13 protein-coding genes are annotated in these 14,360 nt (G+C 67.0%); 10 read left to right on the forward strand and 3 right to left on the reverse strand.

Features of this window, described 5'->3' with window-relative positions:
* Positions 1-54 precede the first annotated feature (54 nt).
* Positions 55-573 carry a c-type cytochrome gene (locus CKW06_RS01020; protein ID WP_005407662.1) on the forward strand — a complete coding sequence of 173 codons (519 nt, stop codon included), beginning with the start codon at positions 55-57 and terminating at the stop codon, positions 571-573.
* 310 nt (positions 574-883) lie between these two features.
* On the forward strand, positions 884-2,329 hold the full coding sequence (locus tag CKW06_RS01025; protein ID WP_024956226.1) for an ExeM/NucH family extracellular endonuclease: 1,446 nt from the start codon (positions 884-886) through the stop codon (positions 2,327-2,329).
* Between the two features lie 301 nt (positions 2,330-2,630).
* Here CKW06_RS01025 and CKW06_RS01030 read toward each other — a convergent pair whose 3' ends face one another.
* Positions 2,631-3,488 carry an EamA family transporter gene (locus CKW06_RS01030; protein WP_024956225.1) on the reverse strand — a complete coding sequence of 286 codons (858 nt, stop codon included), beginning with the start codon at positions 3,486-3,488 and terminating at the stop codon, positions 2,631-2,633.
* Between the two features lie 43 nt (positions 3,489-3,531).
* Here CKW06_RS01030 and CKW06_RS01035 point away from each other — a divergent pair, with 43 nt between their 5' ends.
* The 5 genes from CKW06_RS01035 to CKW06_RS01055 all read left to right on the forward strand — a co-directional run bounded on the left by CKW06_RS01035 (position 3,532) and on the right by CKW06_RS01055 (position 10,122).
* Complete coding sequence (locus CKW06_RS01035) at positions 3,532-4,203, forward strand: alpha/beta hydrolase (RefSeq protein ID WP_012478798.1); 672 nt, start codon at positions 3,532-3,534, stop codon at positions 4,201-4,203.
* Positions 4,200-5,300 carry a cell division protein ZapE gene (gene zapE, locus CKW06_RS01040; protein WP_005411930.1) on the forward strand — a complete coding sequence of 367 codons (1,101 nt, stop codon included), beginning with the start codon at positions 4,200-4,202 and terminating at the stop codon, positions 5,298-5,300. The genes CKW06_RS01035 and zapE overlap by 4 nt, the downstream gene beginning before the upstream one ends.
* 632 nt (positions 5,301-5,932) lie before the next feature.
* On the forward strand, positions 5,933-8,335 hold the full coding sequence (locus tag CKW06_RS01045; RefSeq protein ID WP_024956224.1) for a ribonucleoside-diphosphate reductase subunit alpha: 2,403 nt from the start codon (positions 5,933-5,935) through the stop codon (positions 8,333-8,335).
* Positions 8,336-8,479: 144 nt separating this feature from the next.
* A complete protein-coding gene (locus tag CKW06_RS01050) occupies positions 8,480-9,499 on the forward strand; it encodes a ribonucleotide-diphosphate reductase subunit beta (protein WP_005407669.1) in 1,020 nt (339 codons plus the stop codon).
* Positions 9,500-9,864: 365 nt separating this feature from the next.
* On the forward strand, positions 9,865-10,122 hold the full coding sequence (locus CKW06_RS01055) for a hypothetical protein (protein ID WP_005411932.1): 258 nt from the start codon (positions 9,865-9,867) through the stop codon (positions 10,120-10,122).
* Between the two features lie 39 nt (positions 10,123-10,161).
* Here the strand turns inward: CKW06_RS01055 and CKW06_RS01060 are convergent, their stop codons facing one another.
* On the reverse strand, positions 10,162-10,797 hold the full coding sequence (locus CKW06_RS01060; protein WP_005407671.1) for a LysE family translocator: 636 nt from the start codon (positions 10,795-10,797) through the stop codon (positions 10,162-10,164).
* 152 nt (positions 10,798-10,949) lie between these two features.
* Here CKW06_RS01060 and CKW06_RS01065 point away from each other — a divergent pair, with 152 nt between their 5' ends.
* The 3 genes from CKW06_RS01065 (at position 10,950) to CKW06_RS01075 (ending at position 13,444) form a co-directional block, all read left to right on the forward strand.
* Complete coding sequence (locus CKW06_RS01065) at positions 10,950-11,351, forward strand: acyl-CoA thioesterase (protein ID WP_005407672.1); 402 nt, start codon at positions 10,950-10,952, stop codon at positions 11,349-11,351.
* Positions 11,352-11,406: 55 nt separating this feature from the next.
* Positions 11,407-12,222: an NAD-dependent protein deacetylase gene (locus CKW06_RS01070; protein ID WP_024956222.1), complete on the forward strand. Its 816-nt coding sequence runs from the start codon at positions 11,407-11,409 to the stop codon at positions 12,220-12,222.
* Positions 12,223-12,343: 121 nt separating this feature from the next.
* The gene (locus tag CKW06_RS01075) at positions 12,344-13,444 is read left to right on the forward strand and encodes an NADH:flavin oxidoreductase/NADH oxidase (protein ID WP_024956221.1); all 1,101 of its coding nucleotides are present in this window, start codon (positions 12,344-12,346) and stop codon (positions 13,442-13,444) included.
* A gap of 3 nt (positions 13,445-13,447) precedes the next feature.
* Here CKW06_RS01075 and CKW06_RS01080 read toward each other — a convergent pair whose 3' ends face one another.
* Positions 13,448-14,359, reverse strand: a complete 912-nt coding sequence (locus CKW06_RS01080; RefSeq protein WP_024956220.1) for a LysR family transcriptional regulator — start codon at positions 14,357-14,359, stop codon at positions 13,448-13,450.
* Position 14,360: the final 1 nt, after the last annotated feature.

Here is a 14,360-nt window from a genome sequence, read left to right on the forward strand (position 1 = left end):
ATCACGCAGTCGCTCAGCCGTGGTCCAACGACTATCAGCCAGGGGTAACGAAGAGTGCGGAATTACGATCTGGAGTTCCTGAAACGCTTCTCCATGGTGATCGCGCTGCTGGCGACCATCACCCTCGGCCTCATCCTCCTAGCCGCCTACATCCACACCCGGATTCCGCCCGAGGTGTCGCCGACGGCGGCCAAGCGCACCGAACAGCGCATTTCGCCCACCGGCGCGGTCTATGCCGGCAGCACCGGCGCCGCCGCGCAGGCAGCGGCCAAGGCCGCCGCGCTGGCCAAGGCCGCCTCGCAGGTGGCCTACGGTGGCACCAAGGACGGCAAGGTCATCTTCGACAATCTGTGCACCGCCTGCCACACCACCGGCGTGGGCATGGCGCCGACGCTGGACCATTCGCACTGGGACAAGCGCATCGCGCAGGGCAAGGACACCCTCTACAAGCACGCCATCGAGGGCTACACCGGCCCGGATGGCGGCATCATGCCGCCCAAGGGTGGCAACCCGGCGCTGACCGAGGAACAGATCCACGCCACCGTGGACTGGATGCTGGGCAACCTGAAGTAGGCGCCGGAACGGCCAAACCGCGAAACGGCGGAAACGTCGAAACATGGAACGGCCGAACGGGATGGCGGAACCGCGGGAAGGGAGTAGAGTCGACTGTTGGTCGACTGCTCTTCCCAACGCCACCGAAAAAGCCCGCGCTGCGCGCGATAGTCGATTAACAGTCGACTCTACCCGCCGGTCGCCCCAATCGCCGCGGTCGTTCTCCGTCTGCCGCCGGCGGCTTTGCCGGCCAAGGCCAAAACCGCGCGCGTCGCTGGGGTTTCGCATTTCAGGGTTAGTCTGTGCGCCTCTTCCATGGAGTCGCCCGTTGATGCGCCGCCGTTCCCTCGCCCTTGCCCTGTCCCTGCTGCTGCCGGCCGGCGCCTTTGCCCAGGCCCAGCCGCAGGCCGCACCGGTCGCGTCGCCCTCGGCCGCGCGCAGCAGCGCCACCGTGGTGCTGACCGCCGCGCCGGCCGACTGGCGTGTGCTGGATGGCCAGCGCGTGCGCATCGCCGCACCGCTCACCCTGGCCGGTACCGACGGCCTTGAGCGCTTTGGCCAGCTCACCGTGGCCTTCGATGGCCGTCTCTGGCAGCCCACCGAAGTGGCCGCGCCGGGTACTGCCGGCTACGAGCAGGTGATGGCCGACAACCAGCGCCGCCGGCTGGTGCTGGACGACGGCAGCGATGCCCTCGACCCGGCCAGCGTGGCCTACCTGCCGGCCCACCCGGTGCTGCGCACCGGCATGCAGCTGCGCGATGTGCAGGGCATCGTGCGCGTGGACGCACAGGGCCATCCGCGCCTGCAGGTCGAAGGCGTGCTGAAGCTGCCGGAGCTGAAGCGTCCGGCGGTGCCGACCGTGCCGGGCAGCCTGCACGTGGCGGCCTTCAACCTGGAGAACTTCTTCAATGGTGGTGGCCAGGGCGGTGGCTTCCCGACCCTGCGTGGTGCGCGCACGCTGGACGAGCACAAGGCGCAGGTGGCCAAGCTGGTCACCACGGTCAACGCGCTGGGCGCCGATGTCGCCGCGCTGATGGAACTGGAGAACGATGGCTATGGTCCGCAGTCGGCCATTGCCGAACTGGTCGACGCACTCAACCGCGACCGTGGCGCGCAGGGCGACTGGCGCTTCGTCGATGCCGGCAACGGCCCCGGCGACAATCCGATCCGGGTTGGCATCATCTACCGCAGCAGCCGCCTGCAGCCGCTGGGCAAGCCGGCCACGCTGACCGGTGGCCCGTTCGTCGAGCACAGCCGCGTGCCGCTGGCGCAGGCCTTCCAGGGCAAGCAGGGCGCGCCGTTCGTGGTGGTGGCCAACCACTTCAAGTCAAAGGGCTGCCGCGACGCCGCCGGTGCCGACGCCGACCGCAACGACAACCAGGGCTGCTGGAACGCCACCCGCGTGATCTCGGCGCAGCAGCTGCACGCCTGGCTGCAGACCGACCCGACCGGTACCGGTGCAAAGGACGTGGTGCTGCTCGGCGATTTCAATGCCTACGCGATGGAAGACCCGATCCGCACCCTGCATGACCTGGGCTGGCAGGACGCGTTCAAGGTCGCCAAGGTCGAGCATCCCTACAGCTACGTCTACAACGGCCATACTGGCCGCCTCGACCACGCGCTGCTGAGCCCGGGCATGGCCAAGCGCCTGCGCGGTGCCGCCGAGTGGCACAGCAATGCCGACGAACAGGACGCCAGCGGCTACCAGGGCCGCAACGTGCAGGGCCCGTGGCGCAGCTCCGACCACGACCCGCTGTTGTTGGGTTTCGACAGATAAGGTTCGGCGGGGATCTGCTCTGGGAGGGACCTTGATCGGCACGGATCCTGCCGTTGCTTTTGATCTTCCAGTCCGTCTTCAAGCGAGCCGAGCATCGCAGGTGAATCAGGGGCGAAGAGGCGCCGATGTTTGAGCGCAGCGAGTTCGGCGCCGTCCCCTGGTTCATCGAGAAGCGCAGGGTACCGGTGCACAGCACCGGCTCGCGGCTGGCGGCGCGTTTCTTTTGGTTACTTTTCTTTTCGCGCGAAAAGAAAAGTGACATCCCACCGCGGGCGCGGAAATGGCCCGCCGCAACCAACGCTCATCCCCAGGCGATCAACCCGATCGCCAGCACCGCCAGCGCCAGGCCGGCGCGGTTCCACCGGGTGGTCGCCTCGCCGAAGGCGAACACGCCCACCAGCGCGCCCAGCACCACCACGCCGATGTTCATGCCGGCGAACACGGTGGCCGGGTTGTCCGGCATCGACTGGTGGGCGTGCACATAGAAGAGAATGTTGCCGCCATTGAGCAGGCCCAGCAGCGCCCCCGCGCCGAGGTTGCGCCTGGCCAACGGGCTGCGGCCACTGGCGTGCCGCCACAGCTGCAACGCCAGCATCAGCACGAAGGCCACGCTGAAGCTGGCCAGCACCGCCGCCATCGACGGCGTGCCGGACAGCGCCACCTGCTTGAGCAGCACGTCCACCACCGCGAAGCCGCCCCATACGCCCAGCAGCCAGCCCCAGCCACCGGGCAAGGACGCCACCGCCGGGCCGCGCGGGCGCAGGCTGATGGCCACCATCGCCAGCAGGCCCAGGCCGAGCCCGGCCAACTTCCACGGCGTGGCAGTCTGGCCGAAGAACAGGAAGGCGGCGGCCAATGACAGCAGCAGCGACAGCCGCTGCGCCACGTCGCTGCGGACGATGCCGGCCACCGCCACCGCGCGGCCCAGCACCAGGAAAATCGAGGGCAGCACCACCGCCAGCGCCAGCAATGACAGCCACGGCGCGTGCGGCGCGCGCAGCGCATCCAGTGGCGGCCGCAGCACCACGGCGGTGAGCGTTGCCGCCACCAGATAGTTCCAGGTGACCATCTGCGAAACATCCAGCTGGCGGCGTCCGGCCACCTTCAACAACACCGAAACCAGCACGCTGCAGATCACGGCCAAAGACAGGTAGAGCATGGGACGGGCACAGGGCAGGGGCGGGGGACGGTATCATGGTGCCATGCACAAGCACTCGTTCCCCGTCGCCCCCGGCGAAACCGCCTGCCTCGAACTGGACGGCCCGGCCGGCCCGCTGGAAGTGGTCGTCGACCTGCCCAAGGCCGATGCGCCGGTGCAGCCGATCGTGGCCATCATCTGCCACCCGTTGTCCACCGAAGGCGGTACCCTGCACAACAAGGTGGTCACCATGACCGCCACCACCCTGCGCGAGCTGGGCATCGCCACCGTGCGCTTCAACTTCCGCAGCGTGGGTGGTTCGGCCGGTGAGTTCGACCATGGCGTGGGCGAGCAGGACGACCTGAAGGCCGTCGCCGCCTGGGTGCGCAGCCAGCGTCCGGACGACCGCCTGTGGCTGGCCGGTTTCAGCTTCGGCGCGTTCGTTTCACTGAAGGCCGCGGCCGAGTTGCAGCCGGAAGCGCTGATCTCGATCGCGCCGCCGGCCGGCCGCTGGGACTTCGACGGCATCGCCCCGCCGGCCCGTTGGCTGGTGATCCAGGGCGAGCAGGACGAGATCGTCGACCCGCAGGCTGTCTACCAGTGGCTGGACTCGCTGGATTTCCCGCATGAGCTGGTGCGCATGCCCGAGACCAGCCACTTCTTCCACCGCAAGCTGATCGACCTGCGCGGCGCGCTGACCCACGGCGTGAAGCACTGGCTGGGCGCGGCGGCATGAGTGCAACCGAGCTGACCCCGTCGCAGCGGTACGCGGAAGGGGTTGCCCGTGGCGACTGGCAGAACGACCCGGCCCAGCATGCGGCGCTGGCCGAGCTGGACCGCATCCACCTGGGCCTGCTGGACAGTGCCGAGGACGGTTGGCTGGACCGCCTGTCCTCGTTCTGGAGGAAGCCCGAGCCGGTCAAGGGCCTGTACTTCTGGGGCGGCGTCGGCCGCGGCAAGACCTTCCTGGTCGACCTGTTCTACGACGGGCTGCCGATCAAGCAGAAGTACCGCACCCACTTCCATCGCTTCATGCGCAGCGTCCACGAGCGCCTGCGCGAGCACCAGGGCCAGAGCGACCCGCTGGCGAAGATAGCCCAGGAATGGCGCAGCAACCTGCGCGTGCTGGTGCTGGACGAGTTCTTCGTCACCGACATCGGCGATGCGATGCTGCTGGCGCGGCTGCTGGAGCGCCTGTTCGCCGAGGGCGTGACCCTGGTCACCACCTCCAATACCGCGGTCGAGAATCTGTATCTCAACGGCCTGCAGCGCGAGAGTTTCCTGCCGGCCATCGGCCTGCTGCAGCGCTTCTGCGTCGAGCTGTACGCCGAAGGTACCGAGGATTACCGCATGCGCGCGCTGACCCGCTCGCCGGTATACCGCGCACCGCTGGCGGCCGACAGCGATGAGTGGCTGGCCACGCGCTGGAACGAGCTGAGCGGCGGCCAGCCGGCCAAGCCCGGCAACATCGAGATCGAGGGCCGCAAGATTCCGGTGCGCGGCCGTGGCAAGAGCATCGCCTGGTTTGATTTCGCCGCGCTGTGCGAAGGCCCGCGCGGGCCCTCGGATTACATCGAGATCGCGCACGAGTTCAACACGGTGCTGCTGGGCGGCATTCCCGCCTTCGACCGCCTGAACGAAGATGCTGCGCGCCGCTTCGTCAACCTGATCGACGAACTGTACGACCGCCACGTCAACCTGGTCTGCACCGCCAGCACCTCGCCGGTCGAGCTGTACACCGGCCAGCGCCTGCAGGGCGCTTTCGAACGCACCGCCTCGCGCCTGATCGAAATGCAGAGCGCCGAGTACCTGGGTACCCCGCACCGGGCGTGAGGGGCCTGCGGGCGTACGTTGCCGGCCAGCGGCCGGCACGACCCCCCTGGAATTCCGGTAGTGCCGGCCGCTGGCCGGCAATGATCGGGGGAAGGGTGCAACGGCGTTTCCCTGCGGCCGCTGCTCCGGCCTGGCCGACACATGCAGCCTCGCGTCGCTGCCCGGCGGGCGGTCCCGGCGTCCACCGGATTCCCACCGGCTGCCCACCACCTATCCACAGGGTTGTCCCTAGCCAGTTTCATCACTGTCATGTGAAGCTGTCATTGTTCCGTTTTCGCGGTGCGTTGTACCACCGCAATGACGTCTTTCGGGCTTGACTGCGCAGCCCGTTCCGGCAGGTCTGAAGCGTCTGATCCGGACGCCGGTGGCACGATCCTTGCGGCGCAAGGGATTGCCGAATTTCACTACATTTGGCGTTGACGGGCCCCATCACCCCCACTATCTTGTGGCCGTCGGTCGCAGCAACCCCAATTCCAGGGATGCCCGGGTACCCGTCCGCGATCGTCAACGGCAGTGGCAGGCGCAGGGTCTCATCCGCTGCGACGCCGTCCTGCCATCCTGGGCTGTCATGTCCCGGGCTGCGTCACCCGATGCATCGAGCACCCACCAATCACGCCAAGAGGACACACGCCGTGACCACCGAATCCAGCGCCACCATCGAGAAGGAAAGCGAATTCCTGTTGACGTCGCCGCCGACGGCCAACGCGATGAGTGTGACCAAGCGCAATGGCACGACCGAACTGGTGGACCTGAACAAGATCGTGCGCGCGGTGCAGCGTTCCTCCGAAGGCCTGCACGCCGTCGATCCGATGCGCGTGGCCACCCGCACCATTTCCGGCCTGTACAACGGCGCCACCACCCGCGAGCTGGACGAACTGTCCATCCGCACCGCCGCCCTGCTGATCGGTGAAGAGCCCGAGTACGGCCGCCTGGCTGCGCGCCTGCTGGCCAACTACATCGCCAAGGAAGTCTCGGGCCAGGAAATCTACGCCTTCTCGCAGTCGGTCAGCCGTGGCCATGAAGTCGGCCTGATCAACGACCGCCTGCTGAACTTCGTGCAGACCAACGCGCGCAAGCTCAACGATGCCATCGACATCTCGCTGGACCTGAACTTCGATTACTTCGGCCTGCGTACCCTGTACGACCGTTACCTGCTGCGCCACCCGCACACCCGCAAGGTGATCGAGACCCCGCAGCAGTTCTTCCTGCGCATCGCCAGCGCGCTGAGCGAGGACGTGTCCGAGACCCTGGCGCTGTACAAGCGCATGGGCAACCTGGACTACCTGCCGTCCAGCCCGACCCTGTTCAATTCCGGCACCACCCACGAGCAGCTGTCCTCGTGCTTCCTGCTGGACTCGCCGCAGGACTCGCTGGAGTCGATCTACTCCAAGTACGGCGACATCGCCCAGCTGTCGAAGTTCTCCGGCGGCATCGGCGTCAGCTACACCCGCGTGCGTTCGCGTGGTTCGCTCATCAAGTCGACCAACGGCCACTCCAACGGCATCGTGCCGTGGCTGAAGACCATGGATTCGTCCGTGGCCGCAGTGAACCAGGGTGGCAAGCGCAAGGGCGCGGCCTGCGTGTACCTGGAAACCTGGCACGCCGACATCGAGGACTTCCTCGAGCTGCGTGACAACACCGGTGACGAAGCCCGCCGCGCGCACAACCTGAACCTGGCCAACTGGGTGCCGGACCTGTTCATGAAGCGCGTCGAAGCCGACCAGGAATGGTCGCTGTTCGATCCGCGCGTCGTGCCGGAGTTCACCGACCTGTTCGGCGAAGCCTTCGAGGCCGCCTACCTGCAGGCCGAAGCCCAGGGCAAGGCCAACCGCACCATCTCCGCCCGCAAGCTGTACGCCCGCATGATGCGTACGCTGGCCGAGACCGGCAACGGCTGGATGACCTTCAAGGACAAGTGCAACCGCGCCAGCAACCAGACCCTGCGTCCGGGCAACGTGATCCACCTGTCCAACCTGTGCACCGAAATCCTGGAAGTCACTTCCAACGATGAAACCGCGGTGTGCAACCTGGGTTCGATCAACCTGGGCAACCACTTCGACGAGCACAACGAGTTCGATTTCGAGAAGCTGGCCGAGACCGTGCGCCTGGCCGTGCGTCAGCTCGACCGCGTCATCGACCTGAACTTCTACCCGATCGAAACCGCCCGCCGCGCCAACCTGCGCTGGCGTCCGGTCGGCCTGGGCTGCATGGGCCTGCAGGACGTGTTCTTCCGCAAGCGCCTGCCGTTCGACAGCGCCGAAGCCCGCGCCCTGTCGAAGAAGATTGCCGAAGCGATCTACTTCCACGCGCTGGAAACCTCCTGCGAGCTGGCCCAGGAACGTGGCAAGCACCCGTCGTTCAACGACACCCGCGCTGCGAGCGGCGAACTGCAGTTCGACGCCTGGAACGTGGTGCCGGAAGACACCGCACGCTGGGACGCCCTGCGCAGCCGCATCAAGGAACACGGCCTGCGCAATTCGCTGATGATCGCGATTGCGCCGACCGCGACCATCGCCTCGATCGCCGGCTGCTACGAGTGCGTCGAGCCGCAGGTGTCCAACCTGTTCAAGCGCGAAACCCTGTCCGGTGACTTCCTGCAGGTCAACCGTTACCTGGTGAACGAGCTGAAGAAGCTGGGCCTGTGGACGCCGGAAATGCGCGATGCCATCAAGCTGGCCGAAGGTTCCATCGCCGGCGTGGCGCAGATTCCGGAAACGCTGCGCGAGGTCTACCGCACCGCGTGGGAACTGCCGATGCGTTCGCTGATCGACATGGCCGCCGAACGTGGCGCCTTCATCGACCAGTCGGCCTCGCTCAACCTGTTCATGGAAAGCCCGAACATCGGCGCGATGTCCTCCATGTACATGTACGCCTGGAAGCAGGGCATCAAGACCACCTACTACCTGCGTTCGCGCCCGGCCACCAAGATCGCCAAGACCACGGTGAGCGCTGCGGCCCCGGCCAAGGTATTCAGCCCGGACGAAGCCATCGCCTGCTCGCTGGAAAACCCGGAAGCCTGCGAGGCCTGCCAGTAACACACCGCGCGGTGGGTGCCGACCGTTGGTCGGCACTCGAACACCTCGCACCTGTAGAGCCGAGCCATGCTCGGCTGCGGAAAAACACCCACGGTAGCGCCGGGCCACGCCCGGCGGCTCACCCAGGAATTCAAGGAAACACCCATGGCCGACAAGCCCAAGCAGATGCTGCTCGATCCCGGTTTTGAACTGACCCTGCGCCCGATGCGCTACCCGCAGTTCTATGACATGTACCGGAACGCGATCAAGAACACCTGGACGGTGGAAGAGATCAACTTCCAGATCGACATCACCGACCTGCACAGCAAGATGTCGCCGGGCGAGCGCCACCTGATCCACCGCCTGGTCGCGTTCTTCGCCACCGGCGACTCGATCGTGTCCAACAATCTGGTGCTGAACCTGTACCAGCATCTCAATGCGCCGGAAGCGCGCATGTACCTGTCGCGCCAGCTGTATGAAGAAGCGCTGCACGTGCAGTTCTACCTGACCCTGCTCGACAACTACCTGCCGGATCCGGAAGAGCGCGCCAAGGCGTTCTCGGCGGTGGAGAACATCGACTCGATCAAGAAGAAGGCCGATTTCTGCTTCAAGTGGATCGACTCGATCCAGAGCCTGACCCGCATCGAGACCCGCGAACAGCGCCGCCAGTTCCTGCTCAACCAGATCTGCTTCGCCGCCTGCATCGAAGGCCTGTTCTTCTTCGCGGCCTTTGCCTACGTCTACTACTTCCGTTCGCGCGGCCTGCTGCCGGGCCTGGCCTCGGGCACCAACTGGGTGTTCCGCGACGAGAGCGCACACATGGAGTTCGCGTTCGAGTCGGTGCGCGTGGTGCGTGAGGAAGAACCGGACCTGTTCGACGAAGAGATGAAGCAGCAGGTCTACGACATGCTGGCCGAAGCCATCGAATGCGAAGTGCAGTTCGCCGAGGACGTGCTGTCCGGCGGCGTGGCCGGCATCTCCACCCGCGACATGCGCCAGTACCTGCAGCACTGTGCCGACCAGCACTTCGCCAAGCTGGGCATGGAAAAGAAGTACAACGTGCGCAACCCGCTGCCGTTCATGGAACTGCAGGACGTGCAGGAACTGACCAACTTCTTCGAACGCCGCGTCTCGGCCTACCAGGTCGGCGTGCAGGGCGAAGTCGCCTTCGACATGAACTTCTGATCGAACCGGCCCGGCCTGTCGCAACGAAGAACCCCGGCCAATGCCGGGGTTTTTCGTTGCGCATCAGAAGGATGAGCTATTCTCGCTGGACGCCAGTGGTGGCGGTGCTTCGCATCCATGCCGGGCCTGGGGAGGAAGAGGGGATGCCACTGCAGGAATGACGCGTGGACAATCCCAGCGCCGGGTTCCCGTGCGCGTGGTCCTGCCATGGTGGCGCAACTGAATGGACCCTGGAGGTCGCAATGGAGACTGCAGTGCCTGGAACAGCAACCCGCAGGACCGTGTTTCGTGGGTGGACGGGAGGATTGTTCGCCGTCCTGGTCGCCTGTCCGCCCCTCGCCCATGGCACGAACTGCGATTCCAAGGTGACCAACGTTTCCATCGATGCCAGCGGCAAGGTGTTCGTGGCGACCACCGTCTCGCCCATCCACGCGGTCTGCAACATCGTCAGCAAAGGCGACTTCAGCATGCCGCCCGAGGTCTGCAAGGCAACCTACGCCATGCTGATGAGTGCGAAGGTCTCCGCCATACCCATCCGCCTGTACTACACCAGCGTGCCGCAATGTGGCGATATCAAGGCCTGGTCGGCACAACCGAGCTTCTACCACGCTGAACTGTTCTGATTACGGGGCCGGGCGTATCGCCTGGAGGGCACGCCGCGATCAGCGCCGCCCTTCCACCGCCATGCGCACCGCCAGTCCGGCCAACACCGTGCCCATCAGCCAGCGCTGCACCATCTGCCAGGTCGGGCGTGCGGCCAGGAAGCCGGCGATGCTGCCGGCGGTCAGCGCGATCATGCCGTTCACGCTGACGCTGACCAGGATCTGGGTCGAGCCCAGCACGATCGACTGCATCAGCACGCTGCCTTCGCTGTCCGGGTGCAGGAACTGCGGCAGCAGCGACAGGTACATCACCGCCACTTTCGGGTTCAGCAGATTGGTCAGGAATCCCATCGTGAACAGCTTGCGCGGGCTGTCCTGCGGCAGTTCGCGCACCGCGAACGGCGAACGGCCACCCGGCTTGAGCGCCTGCCAGGCCAGGTACAGCAGGTACAGCGCGCCACCGATGCGCAGCGCGTCGTAGGCGAACGGTACCGTCATCAGCAGGGCGGTGATGCCCAATGCCGCGCACAGCATGTAGAACACGAAGCCCAGCGCCACCCCGCCCAGCGAGATCAGTCCCGCCATCGGCCCCTGGCAGATCGAGCGCGAGATGACGTAGATCATGTTCGGCCCGGGCGTGAGCACCATGGCCAGCGAAACCAGCGCAAAGGCCAGCAGGTCGGAAGTGGCGGGCATGGGAGGTCCTGGCAGTGGGCGTGGCGCAGTGTAACGCCTGCTGCAGGCGCGGCCTGCGCAGGCACCGCTGCCGGGTGACCGTTGCACGTGCATTCCGATGGCCGTCACGCCGGTCGCTTAGAATCCGCAGCACCCCACACCGAAGCTCCCCCATGACCCCGATCCCCGAGACCGTGCCGCCCATCGAAGTGCGCATGGCCGAAATCGTCTTCCCCAACCACACCAACCACCTCGGCACCCTGTTCGGTGGCCAGGCACTGGCGTGGATGGACAAGGCCGCGTTCCTGGCCGCCGCCCGCTACTCGCGCCGTACCGTGGTGACCGCGCGCAGCGACCAGGTCGACTTCAAGCTGCCGATCCGCATCGGCCAGATGGTGGAAACCATCGGCCGCATCGTCGAAGTCGGCCGCAGCTCGATGAAGGTGGAGGTGGAACTGGTCGCCGAAGACCTGCACAGCGGCGAGCGCAAGCTGTGCACCCGCGGCCACTTCGTGATGATCGCGCTGGACGAGGAAGGCCACCCGATCGCGGTGCCGCCGCTGCCGGCGGCCTGACCCGGCCAACCGACCGGCGCTTGCAGGGGCGCCGCAGCGCCCCCATCTGGCAGCCATGAGCCTGCCACTCACCGACTTCATCGACCGCGCCCAGCGCCTGTTCGTGCTGACCGGCGCCGGCTGCAGCACCGCCTCGGGCATTCCCGATTACCGCGACAGCGACGGCCAGTGGAAACGCACGCCACCGGTGACCTACCAGGCCTTCATGGGCGAGGCCGCTACCCGCCAGCGCTACTGGGCGCGCAGCCTGCTGGGCTGGCCGCGCTTCGGCCTGGCCCGGCCCAATGGTACCCACCAGGCCCTGGCCGCACTGGAAAGCCGTGGCAAGCTGCAGGTGCTGCTGACCCAGAACGTGGACGGCCTGCACCAGCGCGCCGGCAGCCGTAACGTGATCGACCTGCATGGCCGCCTGGATCGGGTGCGCTGCATGGGCTGCGAGCGCCGTAGTGGCCGCGAGGACTTCCAGCAGCGCCTGCTGGACGCCAACCCCGGCTGGGATGCGCTGGAGGCCGGCGTCGCGCCTGATGGCGACGCCGACCTGGAGACCGATTTCTCCAGCTTCGTGGTACCCGGGTGCCCGCACTGCGGCGGGGTGTTGAAGCCGGACGTGGTGTTTTTCGGCGAAAACGTGCCCCGCGAGCGGGTGGAGGCGGTGCACGAGCACCTGCAGCAGGCCGACGCCGTGCTGGTGGTGGGCTCGTCGCTGATGGTCTATTCCGGCTTCCGCTTCGTGCAGGCGGCGGCCAAAGCAGGACTGCCGGTGGCGGCGTTGAACCGTGGCCGCACCCGTGCAGACGACCTGCTGCAGTTCAAGGATGAACGCGATTGTGCTGAGGCGCTGGCGTCGGTTATCGAACCATCGGCTGGGTAGAGTCGACTGTCAGTCGACTCTACAGGCCACCCGCCGCCGCGAAACAGCGATCCATCCAGATGGTTGATCCCGGAGCCGTGCGGCGGTGCAATACGCATCCCCTACGTCGTCCATCACTGTCTTGAGCCAGCTGTTTTCGCCGATCTCGTTCGGCCCCCTGACCCTGTCCAACCGCATCGTCGTCGCGCCGATGTGCCAGTACTCCGCCGAAGACGGCCGCGCCAGCGACTGGCATGCCATGCACCTGGGCAACCTGGCGCAATCCGGCGCCGGCCTGCTGATCCTGGAAGCCACCGCAGTCGAGCCGCGTGGCCGCATCAGCTGGGCCGACCTGGGCCTTTGGGACGACGGCACCGAGGCCGCGTTGGCACAGGTACTGGCCAGCGTCCGCCGCTGGTCGCCGATGCCGCTGGGCATCCAGCTCGGCCATGCCGGTCGCAAGGCCTCGGTGAACCGCCCTTGGGACGGCGGTGGCCAGCTGCCGGCCGACGATGCACGTGGCTGGGCCACCGTGGCGCCGTCGCCGCTGCCGTTCCATGCCGCCGACCCGGCGCCGCAGGAACTGGACGAGGCCGGCATCGCCGAGGTCGTCGCCGCCTTCGCCGCCAGTGCGGTGCGTGCCGAGCGCCTCGGCTTCGAGCTGATCGAGCTGCATGCCGCCCACGGCTACCTGCTGCACCAGTTCCTGTCGCCGCTGAGCAACCGTCGCACTGATGGCTACGGTGGCTCATTGCCGAACCGCCTGCGCCTGCTGGTGGAAGTGTTCGACGCCGTGCGTGCGGCGGTATCGGACAAGATCGCCGTGGGCGTGCGCATCTCCGCCAGCGACTGGGTCGATGGCGGCTGGGATCTGGTGCAGAGCGAAGCGCTGGCCCAGGTGCTGGACGCGCGCGGCTGCAATTTCCTACATGTCTCCAGCGGTGGCCTGGACGAACGCCAGAAGATCACCGTCGGTCCGGGCTACCAGGTGCCGTTCGCGGCAGCGATCAAGGCCAAGGTGCGCATGCCGGTCATCGCCGTGGGCATGATCACCGAGCCCGAGCAGGCCGAATCGATCCTGCGCCATCGCCACGCCGATGCCGTGGCCCTGGCGCGCGGCATCCTCTACGACCCGCGCTGGCCGTGGCATGCCGCTGCCGCATTGCGCGACAGCGTGGAACCGGCGCCACAGTACCTGCGCTGCGAGCCGCGCGATGCGCGCGGCGTGTTCAAGACGCGCTGAGGCTCACACCCGCCAGGCCGGCGCGATGCCGGCCTGAAGGTGTTCGAACAGCGCGCGGATCTTGGCGGTGAAATCGCGGCGGTCGCTGACGCAGAAGTAGACCTCCATCGGTTCCGGGCGCCACGCGGTGTCGGCGCCGAACACCGCCTGCAGGCGGCCATCGCGCAGGTACGGCTCGGCCACGAATGCGGCCAGCCGGGTGATGCCGGCACCGGCCGCCGCCAGCGTCGCCAGCGCATCGATGTCATCGCAGACCATGCTCGGTGGCAGCGCGGCGTCCACGCGCTGGCCGTCCTTCAGCAGGCCCCAGCGCAATGGTCGGCCATCGGTGGGGAAGCGGTGCAGCAACCCGCGATGACCGCCCAGATCGGAAGGCTGTTGCGGGGTACCGCGCGCCTTCAGGTAGGCCGGCGAGGCACAGAACACGAACGGAACACGCGCCAGCTGCCGCGCGACCACGCCGTCCTCCAGCTGCGCCCCGATGCGGATGCTGGCATCCACCGCTTCCGGCCCATGCTGCACGGCGCGGTCGGTCAGGCGCAGCTCCAGCTGCAGTTGTGGGTAGCGCTGCTGCAGTGAAGGCAACAAGGGGGCAAGCACGTGGCGACCGAAGGCGCTGCTGCTGGCGATGCGCAGCGGCCCGGCCGGTTCGATGTCACCGGCGGTGACCATCGCCTGCGCGCGCGCCAGGTCGGCTTCGATGTGGCGCACCTGCGCCAGGTACAGCGCGCCGGCCTCGCTGAGGGCCAGCTGCCGCGTACTCCGGTTCAGCAACCGTACGCCCAGATGGGCCTCCAGCCGGTTGATGTTCTGGCCGACCGCGGTGGCGCTGATGCCAAGGATGCGGGCCGCGGCGGCAATGCTGCCGGTCTCTGCGGTGCGGGTGAAGCTGCGGATCAGTTGCAACAGGTTCATG

Source organism: Stenotrophomonas maltophilia, assembly GCF_900186865.1.
GTDB classification, from domain to species: domain Bacteria; phylum Pseudomonadota; class Gammaproteobacteria; order Xanthomonadales; family Xanthomonadaceae; genus Stenotrophomonas; species Stenotrophomonas maltophilia.